The organism is Pseudarthrobacter chlorophenolicus A6, assembly GCF_000022025.1.
GTDB lineage: Bacteria > Actinomycetota > Actinomycetes > Actinomycetales > Micrococcaceae > Arthrobacter > Arthrobacter chlorophenolicus.
Map to the genome: position 1 here is coordinate 1,492,402 of NC_011886.1, position 15,459 is coordinate 1,507,860.

General features: G+C 69.3%; 9 protein-coding genes. All 9 read left to right on the top strand.

Features of this window, described 5'->3' with window-relative positions:
* Positions 1-38: 38 nt before the first annotated feature.
* The 9 genes from ACHL_RS06715 to ACHL_RS06755 all read left to right on the top strand — a co-directional run bounded on the left by ACHL_RS06715 (position 39) and on the right by ACHL_RS06755 (position 15,423).
* Positions 39-1,394 carry an RDD family protein gene (locus ACHL_RS06715; RefSeq protein WP_015936548.1) on the top strand — a complete coding sequence of 452 codons (1,356 nt, stop codon included), beginning with the start codon at positions 39-41 and terminating at the stop codon, positions 1,392-1,394.
* Entirely contained in the window at positions 1,391-2,362 is a 972-nt protein-coding gene (locus tag ACHL_RS06720; protein WP_015936549.1) for a PP2C family protein-serine/threonine phosphatase, read from the top strand. Before ACHL_RS06715 ends, ACHL_RS06720 begins: the two co-directional genes overlap by 4 nt.
* Positions 2,359-4,452 carry an FHA domain-containing protein gene (locus ACHL_RS24155; protein WP_015936550.1) on the top strand — a complete coding sequence of 698 codons (2,094 nt, stop codon included), beginning with the start codon at positions 2,359-2,361 and terminating at the stop codon, positions 4,450-4,452. The genes ACHL_RS06720 and ACHL_RS24155 overlap by 4 nt, the downstream gene beginning before the upstream one ends.
* Positions 4,449-6,257: a serine/threonine-protein kinase gene (locus ACHL_RS06730; protein WP_015936551.1), complete on the top strand. Its 1,809-nt coding sequence runs from the start codon at positions 4,449-4,451 to the stop codon at positions 6,255-6,257. The genes ACHL_RS24155 and ACHL_RS06730 overlap by 4 nt, the downstream gene beginning before the upstream one ends.
* A gap of 85 nt (positions 6,258-6,342) precedes the next feature.
* A complete protein-coding gene (locus tag ACHL_RS06735) occupies positions 6,343-7,047 on the top strand; it encodes a hypothetical protein (RefSeq protein WP_015936552.1) in 705 nt (234 codons plus the stop codon).
* Positions 7,044-11,489 carry an FtsK/SpoIIIE domain-containing protein gene (locus tag ACHL_RS06740; RefSeq protein WP_015936553.1) on the top strand — a complete coding sequence of 1,482 codons (4,446 nt, stop codon included), beginning with the start codon at positions 7,044-7,046 and terminating at the stop codon, positions 11,487-11,489. The genes ACHL_RS06735 and ACHL_RS06740 overlap by 4 nt, the downstream gene beginning before the upstream one ends.
* Positions 11,490-11,705: 216 nt before the next feature.
* Positions 11,706-12,266, top strand: coding sequence for a hypothetical protein (locus ACHL_RS23360; RefSeq protein WP_015936554.1), 561 nt, complete (start codon positions 11,706-11,708; stop codon positions 12,264-12,266).
* 38 nt (positions 12,267-12,304) lie between these two features.
* The gene (gene ligA / locus ACHL_RS06750; protein WP_015936555.1) at positions 12,305-14,617 is read left to right on the top strand and encodes an NAD-dependent DNA ligase LigA; all 2,313 of its coding nucleotides are present in this window, start codon (positions 12,305-12,307) and stop codon (positions 14,615-14,617) included.
* On the top strand, positions 14,614-15,423 hold the full coding sequence (locus ACHL_RS06755) for an inositol monophosphatase family protein (RefSeq protein WP_015936556.1): 810 nt from the start codon (positions 14,614-14,616) through the stop codon (positions 15,421-15,423). Before ligA ends, ACHL_RS06755 begins: the two co-directional genes overlap by 4 nt.
* Positions 15,424-15,459 lie beyond the last annotated feature (36 nt).

A 15,459-nucleotide genomic window follows, 5' to 3' on the forward strand; every position in this document is an offset into this window, starting at 1 on the left:
GTCCGGCAGGGGCGTCCGCGCCAGGGGGAGGAACAGGAATGGCAGGAAACCTTCAGCTTGTCCCGGCAACCGCGGGCAAGCGGCTCGGGGCTGCCGTGGTGGACTGGCTGTTCCCGCTGGCGGTCCTGGTGGTGACGTTCGCCATTGGCTTCGCAGGGATCACCCGCACCCGCAGCGGCGGTTTCATCATTTACGACACCGCCTCCCTGGTGCTGTTCGGCGGCATCGGACTGGGCATCACGCTGGTCTACGCAGCCGTGCTGACAGGCCTGGAAGCCCGGACGGGCAAAACGCCCGGCAACCTCCTGATGGGCATCCGCAGCACCGACAATGACGGCTACGCGCCCGGCGCCGGCGGCGTGTTCGTGCGCGGACTGCTGACCGGTGCCGGCATCCTGCTGACCATCATCGGAGCAGTCCTGGTGGTGGTCTTCAAGTGGTTCGACGCCGCCTTCTTCATCCTGGGGCCGCTGCTCCTGGCGGCGGCCGTCTGGGCCGTTCTCGTAGTGGTTTCAAGCACCTGGGACAAGGACGGGCAACTGCGCGGCTGGCACGACAATGCCGCCAAGACGCTCGTTTTTGACGTCAAGGCAGGCCGTGACCCCATCACCACAGGCGGCATCCAGGGCCCCTACAGCTTCGCGCCCCTGGACCTGCCTCCTGTCCAGCCGGTGCTCTCGCCCGTCGCCGGTGCCCGCGCGCCCCAGGTCATCGCCCCCCAGGCTCCGGCCGGAGCAGCACAGCAGGCGCAGGTGCCGACCGCGCCGGGTCAGCAGCCCGCCCAGCACGCGCCCGCGGCGCCCGCTGCAGCGCCGGTCCAGCCCCACCCGGCACGGGCCATCCAGCCTGATGGCCGGACCATCCCAGCACAGACCGTGTCCTACACCTCGCCCTCGTCCTTCGCACCGCCGGGGACTCCGGCGCCGGACGCCGCTCCCGCACCGCCCGCAGCATGGCAGGCCGGGCAGCCGTTCGCCGGGCAGCAGTCTTCGGGGCAGCCACACGTGGACGACGACGTCGAACGCACCCAGGTGCGCCCCGGCACCGCCGGCCCGGCGCCTGTCGCCGTGCTGCGGATCAGGCTCGACGACGGCCGCGACTTCCAGCTCGACCGCAGCGTCCTGGTGGGCCGCAACCCCGTGGGCTCCGCCGGCGAACAGCATGCCCAGCTCCTCGCCGTCGACGACCCCGGACGGTCCATCTCCAAGACCCACCTGCACGTCCTGACCGACGGGGCGGGGATCTGGGTGACCGACCGGAACTCCACCAACGGCAGTGCCGTGACCACGCCCGACGGACTCCGCACGCCCCTTGCGGCCGGTGTCCCGACTTTTGTATCCCCCGGTTCCAGCGTCCACTTTGGCGACCGGACCTTTTACCTAGGACAGGCATGAACCAACAGCCCGCCAGTGTTCCCACCACCACGCAGCCGGGCCCTGGCCTGAGCCTCACCTGCGGCTACGGAACGGACCGGGGACTCCGCCGCGAGCTGAATGAGGATTCCTTCATCGCGTCGGACCCGGTCTTCGCCGTTGCCGACGGCATGGGCGGCCATGAGGCCGGCGAGATTGCCAGCGGCATGTGCGTCAGGACCCTGGCAGCGATTCCGCAGCTGTCCACGGGGGACCGGAGCGTCACGGCCGCGGTCCTGCAGCAGTACCTGCTGCGCGCGGACAACTCCATCAGGGAAGCCACGGGTGCCCGGGCGGGAACCACGCTGACCGGAGCGGTGGTGGTGGAGCAGATGGGCATGCCGTACTGGCTGGTGATGAACATCGGCGACTCCCGCACCTACCGCCTCAGCCAGGGCCGGTTCGAGCAAATCAGCGTGGACCACTCGGAAGTCCAGGAACTCGTGGACGCCGGCGAAATCACGCCCCAGCAGGCCACGGTGCATCCCCGCCGCCATGTGGTCACCAGGGCGCTGGGCACCGGGGACGAAACCGAGGCCGACTACTGGCTGCTTCCGGTGGAGGAGGGGGACCGGGTCATGGTCTGCTCCGACGGCCTCACCTCCGAACTGACGGACGAGCACATCCACCGCATCCTCAGCACGGCCGGCCACCCGCAGGACGCCGTCGACGCCCTTATCCAGGCCGCGCTGCGCAGCGGCGGGCGGGACAACATCACAGTGATTGTGGTGGACGCCCGCAACGTCCTGAACGACGCCGGCGCTGCCACTACGGCTCCACGGCGGGATCCGTCCGCTGAAGACGAGGACACGTTGCCCCGCGGACAGGCAGCGCAGGCCACAACCCAGCCTCTTCCGCAACAGCAGGACAACGCAGTGCAGGAAAAGGCGGCCGGGCACGAACCCGCTGCAGGCCAGGATCCCGACGACGGCACCGAGGCCCCGCGATGACCGGCACCAGCTACGTCCCCGGCACCTGGCTGGGCATCGTCCGTTCCCACACGGCTGTCATCCTCGGACCCGATACGCCGCCCGCCCTCGCTGATTCCGTATGGAACCTCATTGCCGGGAAGACCGAAGTCTACGAAGTCCTGCAGGCCATCACCGGCAGCTCCGGCGGCAACCTGTCCCGCATTCCGCCGTTCGCCATCCTGGACTTTTCCGGGCCGCTGCGGGTGTTCCTCCGGGGTGGGCTCGAACTCTCTGTCGAAACACCCGAGGGGCCCGCGGAGCTGAACGGCCGCGACGTCACCACCTGGAGCGAACGCAGCTTTGCCATTCCCGGCGCCTGCACCCTGATGATCCCGGGCGCAGGCGAAACCGGGCAGCCCGAGCTCCGGCTGGGCGAGGGCATGGTCCTGCTGCAGGCGATCCGCCTGGGTGCTGATGCCGGGCAGGGCGCACTGGAAGCTCCAAGGACTGCTGCTGTCCCCGACGGTGGTGGCGTCCCAGCCGGCACGGCAGCCGGTGCGGCAACTCCCGTGGCGGCTGAACCGCAGACCGCCGCGGATGCTGAGGCCGAGCCTGCCGCTGCGGGCACTCCGGTGGCGGCGGTTGCCGTCGATTCGTCCGGTACCGCTGAAGTCCTGCCGGAGGCCTCCAGCGCAAGTGATGCTGCGGCCGGCGCGGCCGCTGATCCCGGCGTTGCGGACGCCGGAGATACGGCGCTGCCGGAAACGGCCACCGCGCCGGGCCATGCGGAGGTTTCAGTCGAAACCGTGTACGCCGTCCTGGACGAGGACGGCGAATATGCCGGGCACGGCGGCACGCAGCACGCCGGTTCAGGCGAAGCCGCCGCTGACAATGAGACTGCCGACGACGACGCAGCAGGTACTGATTCTGCTCCGAATGGCCCCACCGACGACGGTGCAGCGGACAACGCCTCGGCGGAAACCGGCGGCCCGGACGCGGAAGCCGCCGGATTGCACGTGGACGGCGACGCGGACCCTGTCCCCGGGACGGCAGTTCCCGGGGCCGCTGACGTGCTTGCGGCCATTGACCTGACCAGCTCCTATGACCACCTGTGGGAGCGGACGGTCATGCGGAACATCGAGGACGCGGCGGTCCGCGAGGAACCGGCCGACGACGAGCACGGGTCCGCACCCGCCCACGAGGCCGCGGCCCCGGAGGCTGCCATCGAAGCCGGCGCTGAAGAGCAGCAAGCACCGGAGCACCCGCTGCCGCACAACGAAGCGGACGGCGCTGGCATCCAGGACGGTGCAGGCCTTCCTCCTGCCACAGCACCCAAGCCGGCCACCGGCCTGCTCATCGAGTCGGTGCCGTGGCGGACCGGGGGAGCGGGGAACGCGCAAGCACCTGCCCCGGAGCCGTTCACCCCGGCCCCGGCTTCGGCCGGGACGCCGCCTGGAGCGCCACCGGCGTTCGGAGCGCCCACGCCGGGGCCGCAGCCGGGAACCGCCCAGCCCGCCAGCTACCCTGCGGCACCCGGGACGGGGCCATCGGCCACCGACTTTGACGATGACCATGACGGCCAGACGGTCATGAAAAGCAGCCTCCCCACCGGCCAGCAGGCAACCGCCACGCCGGGCGGGCCGGGCCCGGACGGCCCAGCACCGGCCGGAGGTCCGCTGGTGTTGGCCCGGGTGTGCCCGCAGGGCCATGCGAACCCGCCCATCCGCTCGGCCTGCACCGTCTGCGGAGCGCCCCTGCCCCAGGACGCGGTGCAGGTGGGCCGTCCCCGCCTGGGCCGGATGCGGCTGTCCACGGGCGAACTGCTGGACCTGGACCAGTCACTGGTCATCGGCCGCCAGCCTTCTGTTTCACGCGTCCAGGGCGGCGGGATGCCACGCCTGGTCCAGGTGCCCAGCCCCGGCGGCGACATCTCAAGGTCCCATGTGGAGGTCCGGCTGGAAGGGTGGCACGTCATGCTGTGCGACCTTAAGGCAACCAATGGCACTGTCCTGGTGCGGGAAGGCCAGTCCCCGCGGCGCCTGGCCCAGAACGAGATGGCCATCCTGCTGGACGGTGATATCGCCGAGTTGGGCGATAACATCTCGCTGCGTTTTGAGGAGATTCCTTGAGTTCCAAACGGCCCGTAGCGCCGCCACCCCGTATCCCGGGGTTCAATTACATCAGCCTGCTCGGTTCCGGCGGGTTCTCCGACGTCTACCTCTACGAGCAGGACAGGCCGCGCCGCAAAGTGGCCGTCAAAGTGCTGCTCTCGGACCTGAAGACCGAGGGCGCCCGCCGCCGCTTCGAGTCCGAGGCCAACCTGATGGCCCAGCTGTCCTCCCACCCCTACATCGTCACCATCTTCGAAGCGGAAGTGACGGATGACGGCCACTCGTACCTGGCCATGGAGTACTGCTCCCGCCCCAGCCTGGACGTCCGCTACCGCCGGCAGCGGTTCAGCGTGGATGAGGTGCTGGCCGTCGGCATCCAGGTAGCCTCCGCCGTCGAAACGGCCCACCGGGCAGGCATTGCCCACCGCGACATCAAGCCGGCCAACATCCTGGTGACCGACTACAACCGCCCGGCCCTGACCGACTTCGGCATCTCCGGCACCCTCGCCGGTGACAGCGACGACGATTCCGGCATGTCCATCCCCTGGTCCCCGCCCGAACAGTTCCGCGACGGCAGCGTGGACGGCGTCATGGTGGATGTGTGGGCCCTCGGTGCCACCCTTTACACACTCCTGGCCGGCCGCTCGCCGTTCGTGATGCCTGGCGCGGACAACTCCCAGCGTGAACTGATCAACCGCATCAGCAACACCGCCCTGCCGCGACTGGGCCGCGCGGACGTACCCGAGTCCCTGGAGCTTGCCCTGGCCACCGCCATGGCCAAATCGCCCCAGTCACGGTATTCCTCCGCGCACGCGTTCGCCCTTGCCCTGCAGCGCATCCAGGCGGAGCTGAACCTCTCCGTCACCCCCTTCGAGGTGCTCGAGGAACCGCAGCAGGAAGAGAACCACCCGGACGAGGGCACTGAGGAGACCCGGGTCCGGAGCATCGCGTCAATCGACCCGGAGCGCACCGGCAGTGCGCCCACCTTCCCGGCCCGCACGTGGCCGCAGGCTCCAGGCTCCGGGGCGGGTGGCGCCGGTACCGGAAACACCACGGCGGGACCTGGCAGCCAAACCGGTGCGCCGCCGTCGCGCTTCACCGCCCCCGCCGCCGGAACCTGGCCGCCCGCCACGGCGGAAGGACGCAACGCGGCAACCCAGGCCCGCGTCCCCGGGAGCATCTTCGGCGGCAAGGAGGCAACGGACGACGACGGGCCGCACGAATGGTCCCAGTCCACCGTCCTGCGCGGCAGCGGCGGCAGCCAGTCCAACTACGGGGCACCGGTCCACGGCGCCGAGGACGCGCACACCAGTTCCGCCGATGCCACCGTCCACCGGCCCGCGGCCAGCGACCGGCCGGCCGAAGGGCCTGAAGAAGCGCCGGAGCAGGACCACGGCAAGCGGAACCTGTGGCTCGCCATAGCCGGCGGCACCATCCTGGCCCTTGCCGCGGTGGTGGGTGTCGTGGCAGCCAACTCCGGCGGCGGGACGCCCAAAGCGGTGGAAACCCAGCAGGTATCCAAGCCGCCCGCGGACGCACTGGATAACGGAACCGTCCCCGACGTCGAAGGGCTGGCCGGGGCCGCAGGCAGCGACGGCAACGTGGCGTTCACCTGGAAGAACCCGCAGCCCAAGGACGGCGACAGCTACAAATGGCGCGTCTACACCATCGGCGGTGGCGGCGAGTTCCAGTCTGTGGCGCAGCCGCCGGTCCAGGTCAAGGCAAACCCCTCCGGGCAGACCTGCGTGCAAGTGATGATCGTCCGCACCGACGGTGCGTTCTCCCCGCTGGAACAGGGGTCCATCGCCTGCACCGGCTCATGACGGCCGGCACGCGTGCCTGCCAGTCCGTTTTGCCGGCAAGAACGCCGGCCGCATTAACACTTACGCTCTTGAGGAGGCACAGAATATGGGGGATCTAGCAATAGATTTCTGTGGTGAATGGTACGAGCCCTCGGATGAGGACGTCTTCAACATCGGCCGCGAGGGCGACCTTGAAGTGGACGACAATCCGTACCTGCACCGGCAGTTCCTGCAGGTTGCCCGCTACGACGGCATCTGGTGGCTCAGCAACGTGGGGGGCATGCTGTCCGCCACGGTGGCTGACGCGTCCGGCGGGATGCAGGCCTGGCTGGCGCCGGGCGCCCGGATCCCGCTGGTCTTCAGCCACACCAACATCATCTTCACGGCCGGGCCCACCACCTACGAGTTCGCCGTCCACCTGAAGACCCCGTCCTTCCGGCAGGAAGCCAGGGACGGTGACAGCAGCGGCGACACCACCATCGGCCCGGTGGTGTTCACCGACTCCCAGAAGGCACTGATCGTGGCCCTGGCGGAGCCCATGCTGCGGCGCGAGGGCACCGGCTTCAGCGCCATCCCGTCGTCCGCTGCCGCGGCGAAGACCCTCGGCTGGGCGCTGACCAGGTTCAACCGCAAACTCGACAACGTCTGCGACAAACTCGACCGCGTGGGCGTGGTGGGCCTGCGCGGCGGCGGCGGCAAGCTCGCCACCAACCGGCGTGCCCGCCTGGTGGAGCACGCCGTCACGTCCCACCTGGTGACCCCCGATGACCTGTACCTGCTGGAAAAGATGAGGGGCGTGGACGAAGGATGAGAATCCGGCTGACACTCCGCCGGGACCCGGCGGAAACCAAGGACCTGGCCGTCACCGTGGACGGCTTGGCCACGGTGGCGGACATTGCCACCGTGCTCTGGGCTGCGGACCCGGACCGGAAGGGACGCCCCGCACCGGACAACCTGTCCCTGCGCATCGATGAGGCCTTCGTTGGCGGCGGCATCAGCGGCAACGTCCTGGCCAGGGAGGACAACCTCCTGGAGTCCGGCCTGCGGCCGGGTTCGGTGGTCTCGCTGGCCCAGGTCAGCGACCAGTTCCATGAAGCCGGTGCCGGACGCGGTCCTGCCGCGGCCACCCTGCGGGTGCTGTCCGGGCCCGACGTCGGCAAGGAATTTTCGCTGCCCACCGGCACCAGCTACATCGGCCGGGACCGGGACGTGGACATCCGGCTCACCGACCCCCTGACCTCCAAGCGACACGCCCGCATCACCGTGGCCGAGGGCGTCGAAATCGTTGACACCAACTCCGCCAACGGCCTGCTCATGGATGGCCTGCCGGTGACCCGTGCCCGGCTAAACTCGTCCGACACCGTCACCCTGGGCGACACCACCGTCACCGTGGTTCCACTGGGCCACAACCGGGCGGCAGCACCGACGTCGCCCCTGGTGGACTTTAACCGTTCGCCCCGGGTGGTTCCGCGGTTCGAGGAACCCAAGCGCGTGGTCCCGTCCGGCCCCAAGCGGCCGGAAGACCACCCCTTCCCCTACATCATGCTGATTGCCCCGCTGATGATGGGCGCAGTCATCTTCGCCGTCACCCGCAACCCGCTGTCCGTGATCTTCATGATGATGATGCCGCTGTTCATCATCGGCCACTACGTGGACCAAAAGATGCGCAACAGGAAGCAGCAGAAGGAAGGCCACAAGCACTTCCGTGCGTCGATGGCAGCCTTCCGGGAGGACATCACCGAGCTGCAGAAGGTGGAGCGTGCCGTCCGGCTGCAGGAAGCGCCGTCCGTCAGCGACACCGTGGACGCGATCTACAAGCTCGGCCCGCTGCTGTGGACGCACCGCCCCGAGCACAAAACCTTCCTGGGGCTGCGGTTCGGGCTGGGCACCGCTCCTTCCCGGGTCCGGCTCGAAGAACCGTCCAACAACGACACCGAGGTGCAGTACGCCCGCGAAATCCAGGACTGCCTGAAACAGTTCCGGGAAATCGAAGGCGTCCCCATCGTCTCGCAGCTGCGCACCTCCGGGTCCCTGGGCATCGCCGGCGCCCGCGGCCTGGTGGACGACGTGGCCCGCGGCATCGTCCTGCAGCTGGTGGGCCTCCACTCGCCCGCCGAAGTGGTCCTCACAGCCATCACCTCGGCGCAGTCCCGGGAGCGCTGGGACTGGCTGCAGTGGTTGCCGCACGTCGGCTCCGGCCACAGCCCACTGTCCGGAGACCACCTGGCCGCCGGGTCCGCCGGCGGCTCATCGCTGCTGGCCCGGCTTGAAGACCTGCTCGACGCGCGGGAGGCCGCCGTCAAGCGGCAGGCGCCCGAGCTGCGCCAGGAGATGGACCCCGCCAAGCACGAACTCGAAGCACCCGTGCTGCCCACGGTGCTGCTGATCGTGGAGGATGACGCGCCGGTGGACCGCGGGCGCCTTACCCGGCTCGCCGAACGGGGACCGGACTCGGGCGTGCACGTCATGTGGGTGGCCACCGATATCCAGGCCCTCCCGGCGGCCTGCCGGGACTTCATGGTGGTGGACGGCGATCACGGCACCACCACCGGCCAGGTCCGCCTGGGCAGGCACACCTACCCCGTGAGCTGCGAAAGCGTCGACGCCGAGCTGGCCGGCCAGCTGGCCCGCATGCTCGCACCGGTGGTGGACGTGGGCAAGCCGGTCAACGACGACTCCGACCTGCCGCGCGCCGTCTCCTATGCCACGCTGATCGGCAAGGACTTCCTGGACAACCCGCAGGCGGTGGCCGAGCGCTGGTCGGAGAACAACTCCGTGCACTCCTCCGCGGTGGCCAACCGCAAGGACAACGGCACGCTCCGCGCCCTGGTGGGATCCAAGGGCGTCGAACCGCTGTACCTGGACCTGAAGAACGAAGGGCCGCACGCCCTGGTTGGCGGTACCACCGGTGCCGGCAAGTCGGAGTTCCTGCAGTCCTGGGTGATGGGCATGGCATCCGCCTACAGCCCGGACCGGGTCAGCTTCCTGTTCGTGGACTACAAGGGCGGAGCTGCCTTCGCCGACTGCATCAACCTGCCGCACACCGTGGGCCTGGTCACGGACCTGTCCCCGCACCTGGTGCGGCGGGCACTGACGTCGCTGCGCGCGGAACTCCACTACCGCGAGCAGCTGCTTAACCGGAAAAAAGCGAAAGACCTGCTGGCCCTGCAGCGCGAAGCTGATCCCGACGCGCCGCCGTACCTCATCATCATTGTTGACGAATTCGCGGCGCTCGCCAACGAAGTTCCCGAGTTCGTGGACGGCGTTGTGGATGTGGCCGCCCGTGGCCGCTCGCTGGGCCTGCACCTCATCCTGGCCACCCAGCGTCCGGCCGGCGTCATCAAGGACAGCCTGCGCGCCAACACCAACCTGCGCGTGGCGCTGCGCATGGCGGACGAGGATGACGCCACGGACATCCTGGGCGTCCCGGATGCGGCGTATTTCGATCCGGGCATCCCGGGCCGCGGAGCCGCGAAGACCGGCCCCGGCAGGATCCAGGGTTTCCAGACCGGTTACGCCGGCGGCTGGACCACCGAAAAACCGCAGCGGCCGCAGATTGACATCGTGGAGATGGCCTTCGGCTCGGGCTCAAGCTGGGAAGCGCCGGCGCCGGAAAAGCCTGTCGCGGAAGAACCCGCAGGGCCCAACGACATCGCCCGGATGACGGCGAACATCGTGAGGGCGGCGGACGTCCTTGCCATCGCCCCGCCCCGCAAACCGTGGCTGGACGAGCTTGCCAAGACCTACGATTTCTCCAAGCTGCCCAATCCCCGTACTGACGACCAGCTGCTCCTTGGCGTAGCCGACGACCCCGTCCGCCAGGACCAGCCCACCGTGTTCTACGAGCCCGACCGGGACGGCAACATGGCCATCTACGGCACGGGCGGCTCGGGCAAGTCCGCCGCGCTGCGCGGTATTGCCATCGCCGCCGCGGTAACGCCCCGCGGCGGCCCGGTGCACGTGTACGGCATCGACTGCGGCTCGTCAGGCCTGCGGATGCTCGAAGAGCTGCCGCACGTGGGCGAGGTCATCAACGGCGACGACGTCGAACGCGTGGGAAGGCTCCTGCGCCTGCTGCGGGACATTGCCGAACAGCGGTCGGCCCGCTTCGCCGAGGTCCGCGCGTCCACCATCGTCGAGTACCGCAGGCTGGCCAACCGGCCGGACGAAAAGCGGATCTTCGTCCTGGTGGACGGCATGTCCGCGTTCCGCGAAGCCTACGAACACAGCCGCCTGTCCGGGCTGTGGGACATCTTCCTCCAGCTGGCCACCGACGGCCGCACCCTCGGAATCCACCTGGTGGTCTCCGGTGACCGTCCCAACGCCGTCCCGGCCTCGCTGCTCGCCTCCATCCAACGGCGCCTGGTGCTGCGCATGTCCTCCGAGGACGACTACATTTCGATGGACGTTCCCCGTGACGTCCTCGGCGCCACGTCTCCACCGGGCCGCGGCCTGCTGGACGGGTTGGAAGTCCAGCTGGCCGTGCTGGGCGGAAACTCCAACCTGGCGCTGCAGGCACGCGAAGTCCACAAGCTCAGCGAAGCGATGCTCCGCCAGGGCCTGGACACTGCCCCCGGCATCGAGCGGCTTCCGGACCAGGTGGACCTGGACGTCCTTCCCGCCGGCAGTCCGGAACTGCCCGTTATCGGCGTCGACGACGAAACACTCCAGCCCGCCGAGATCATGGCCCGCGGACCGTTGCTGGTGGGCGGCCCTCCGGGCGCCGGCCGGACCGTGGCGTTGGTCACCCTCGCCTACGCCCTCCGCCGCTCCAACCCGGAGGTGGAACTGATCTACATCGGTGCCCGGCGTTCCGCCGTGGCCTCGCTGCCGCTGTGGAACCGCTCAGTGGTGGGTCCGGACGACCTGGCCGAAGTGGTGGAGGACCTGGTGGAGCATTCCTCCGGCAACCCGGGACGGCTGGCCATCTTCATCGAGGGCCTCACGGAGTTCACCGACACCATGGCCGAATCCGGCATGGCGCAGCTGGTCACGGCCTCCATCAAGGCTGATCAATGGGTGGTCGGGGAGTCCGAGTCGTCCACCTGGTCCTCGGCCTGGCAGCTCGCCCAGCCGTTCAAGTCCGGCCGCCGGGGCCTGCTGCTCAACCCCGGAGACATCGAAGGTGACAGCCTGCTCAACACCTCGCTGGGACGCGTCAGCCCCGAATTCATTCCCGGCCGCGGGTACATTGTGGGCCGCGGAAAGGCACGGAAAATCCAGGTGGCCCTGCCGCCGGAAAACCGGGACTGAAACAACTAGCACAGGAGGGCCGCACAATCGATGGATTTGCGGCCCTCCGGCGCGTTGTAGAAGACTGGACGGGCTCCAAAAAGCCGCAGTGGGGGGACTGCGGGCCCTGAAAGGTAACAATGCCCCCCCTCTTCTCCGGCGCTCCGCGCAGTCCTGGCCACGGCGTCCGCAGCCGTCCTGGCCGCCTCGATAACCCTCCCCGCCGGAGGCGCCGCTTTGGCGGATTCACCTGAACCCACAGGATCGGCCACCGCCACCACGGCGCCCGGCTGTGAGGATGACTGCAGTCAGGAACCCACCAGTCCGGCCACCGAACCCGTCCGGCCTACCCGGACAAAGCCGGCTGACAGGCCCGGCTCGCCAACGCCGGCTTACCCCGCGCCGCAGCCGGTCCTGCCGACGTCGGCTGCCCCCACTTCCACGGGCCCGGCTGCGCCGCCGGCCACCAGCGGCCCCGCCCCAACAGGTGGCCAGGGTGCGGACGGCACGGCACCGGGCGGGCAGGCCTCCGATCCGGCAACGTCCGCGGGCCCTGCCGACGCAACCACCAGCCCGGGCGGCGCCGCGCCTGCATCCGGTGCGCCGTCGTCGGACTCCGGCTGGGACACTCCGGTGACCACATCCGCCAGGGCAACCCAGGCGGCAGCTGTGTCCCGTGCGGAGATGTCCGGACGCGGCGGCCCGGACCTTCCCGCTGTGGCCGCGGGCGTCCTGCTGGTAGGTGCCGGCGGCGGGGCGTTCACCTGGTGGATCAGGAACCGCCCGCGCACCCACTGACACCGCCGGCTGTCGTACGGGTAGGGCAAGATAGGTCTGTGAGCACAGGAGAAGGCACCGCAGAACAGACCGCCACCGGGACCCCCGCGCAGAACGGACGTGAAAGCATCCCGTCCGATGCCATCCGGGAGGAATACGAGAACCTGTCGGACCTCATCAGGAAGTACCGTTTCGCTTACTACCAGGACGACGCACCCCTGGTGTCCGACGCTGAGTTCGACACCCTGTTCCGCCGCCTGGAAGAGATCGAGGCGCTGCATCCGGAACTGGTGGCCAATGATTCGCCCACCCAGGAAGTGGGCGGCGAGGCCTCGGCAGCCTTCGCCGCCGTCGAACACCTGCAGCGGATGTACAGCCTCGAGGACGTCTTCTCCATCGAGGAGCTCGAAGCCTGGCTCAACCGGGCAGAAGCGAGCATCGCCAAGCTGGGGGACGGCACTGCCCAGGCTGCATGGCTGACCGAACTCAAGATCGACGGGCTCGCCGTCAACCTGCTCTACCGCGACGGGAAACTGGTCCGCGCTGCCACCCGCGGCGACGGGACTACGGGTGAGGACATCACCCACAACGTGCTCACCATCAAGGAGATCCCGCAGCAGCTGAGCGGTGAAGGCTACCCGTCGGAAGTGGAGGTCCGCGGTGAGGTGTTCATCCCCTCCAAAGCGTTCGCCGAATTCAACGAAGCCCTGATCGAAGCGGGTAAGGCACCCCTGGCCAACCCCCGGAACGCCGCGGCAGGCTCGCTCCGGCAGAAGGACCCGGCAGAAACCGCCAAGCGGCCGCTGAAGATGTTCGTCCACGGCATCGGCGCCCGTGAAGGACTCGAAGCCCGCAGCCAGTCCGAAACCTACGCCCTGCTCAAGGAATGGGGCCTGCCCGTCAGCCCCTATTTCGAAGTACTGGAGGCCCGCGCCGACGTCTTGGGGTTCATCAGCAAGTATGGCGAGCAGCGCCACAAACTCCTGCACGAAATCGACGGCATCGTCATCAAGGTCGACGACTTTGCCACCCAGCGGGCACTCGGCTACACCACCCGCGTGCCGCGCTGGGCGGTGGCCTACAAGTACCCGCCGGAGGAAGTGCACACCAAGCTGCTGGACATCCAGGTCAACGTGGGCCGCACCGGCAGGGTGACCCCTTTCGGCATGATGGAACCGGTCAAGGTGGCCGGCTCCACAGTCGAAATGGCCACCCTGCACAACCAGGATGTGGTGAAGGCCAAGGGCGTGAAGATCGGCGACATCGTGGTCCTCCGCAAGGCCGGCGACGTTATCCCCGAGATCGTGGGGCCCGTACTGGCCCTGCGTGACCAGCAGGATCCGCCCGTCCGCGACTTCGTGATGCCCACCGAATGCCCCGCCTGCGGCACGCCACTGGCACCGGCCAAGGAAGGGGACGTGGACATCCGCTGCCCCAACGGGAAGTCCTGCCCGTCCCAGCTCCGCGAACGGGTCTTCCACCTCGCCGGACGGGGCGGGTTCGACATCGAAGCGCTGGGCTGGGAAGCCGCGATCGCACTCACGCAGCCGGCCGAGCCGGATGTGCCGCCGCTGACATCCGAGGCCGCCCTGTTCGACCTCACCCGGGAAGACCTCGCCGACGTGAAGATCCGGCGCGAGAAGCGGTCCAAGGGGGTGGCCACCGGCGAGTACGAGCTGGTGCCCTACTTCTACAGCAAGGGCACGGCAAAGTCCCCGTCCAAGCCCACCGCCAGCACCGAGAAGCTGTTCAAGGAACTGGACAAGGCAAAGAGCCAGCCGCTGTGGCGGGTACTGGTGGCGCTGTCCATCCGGCACGTGGGCCCCCGCGCTTCGCGTGCGCTCGCCCAGGCCTTCGGCACCATGGACGGGATCCGGGCAGCCTCCGAGGAGGAACTGGCCCACGTCGACGGGGTGGGACCCACCATCGCCGCCGCGCTGAAGGAATGGTTCGCCGAAGACTGGCACCGCGAGATCGTGGACCGCTGGGCTGCCGCCGGGGTCCGGATGGAGGACGAACGCGACGAGTCCACGCCGCGCACCCTTGAAGGGCTCACCGTGGTGGTGACCGGCTCGCTGCCCAACTTCAGCCGGGACGAAGCCAAGGAGGCCATCCTGGTCCGCGGCGGCAAGGCCTCCGGGTCCGTGTCGAAGAACACCAGCTACGTGGTGGCCGGAGAAAGCGCCGGCACCAAGCTGGACAAAGCGGAACAGCTTGGGATCCGCGTGCTCGACGAGGACGGGTTCCGGCTGCTACTCGACGGCGGCCCCGCCGCCGTGGGGGACGCGGCGGAAGCCGACGGCGGCGACGCCCCGGAGGAGAGCGCCGCGTTGCAAGAAGAGAAGGCAGCAGCAGTGGAGGAGACGGCATGACCGGTCCGGAGGAATTCCTGGACATCGCGAAGGCGGCGGCCCGGGCCGGTGCCCGGGTCCTCTCCGGACGCAACGGCGAAGCACTCGGCGTCAGCAACAAGGGGGCGGCCGGCGACTGGGTCACCGCCTTCGACGTGGCGGCCGAGAACGCCGTACGGCAGGTCATCACGGCCGCCCGCCCGGGGGACAGCATCACCGGTGAAGAACACGGGACCACCCGCCCGGCGGACCCCACCGGCTACCGCTGGTCCATCGACCCGCTGGACGGCACCACCAACTTCATCCGGAACATCGTCTACTACGCCACCTCCGTGGCAGTGGCCGATGCCGACGGCGCCTGGCTGGCCGGCGTCGTCAACGCCCCCGCGCTGGGCCGCGTCTACTACGCTGCCCGCGGCGCCGGCGCCTGGCTGGAGGAAGGCGGCCGGACCACACGGCTGGACGGTCCGGTGCCGGGCCGGACGGGCCAGATCCTGGCCACGGGTTTCAGCTACGATCCCGCCGTCCGGTCCCAGCAGGCCGCCCACTTCGCCGAGCTTGCCGACGGCTTCGCCGACGTCCGCCGGCTCGGTTCGGCGGCGCTGGATCTCTGCATGGTGGCGGACGGGACGCACGACGCCTATGGCGAACGGGGCCTGAACGAGCACGACTTCTCGGCCGGTGCCCTCATCGCCGAGGAAGCCGGGTGCTGGGTACGGCGTCCGCGGCTCACCAGCCCGCTGGACGGCGGCCCTTCAGACCAGGAACGGCTGGACGCGTGGACCTGTGCTGCCGGGCTGGAACTTTCGGGCAGGTTCCCGCTCTGACTGCGGCACCCGGTTCCGGGCGTCCGCAGAGTGATA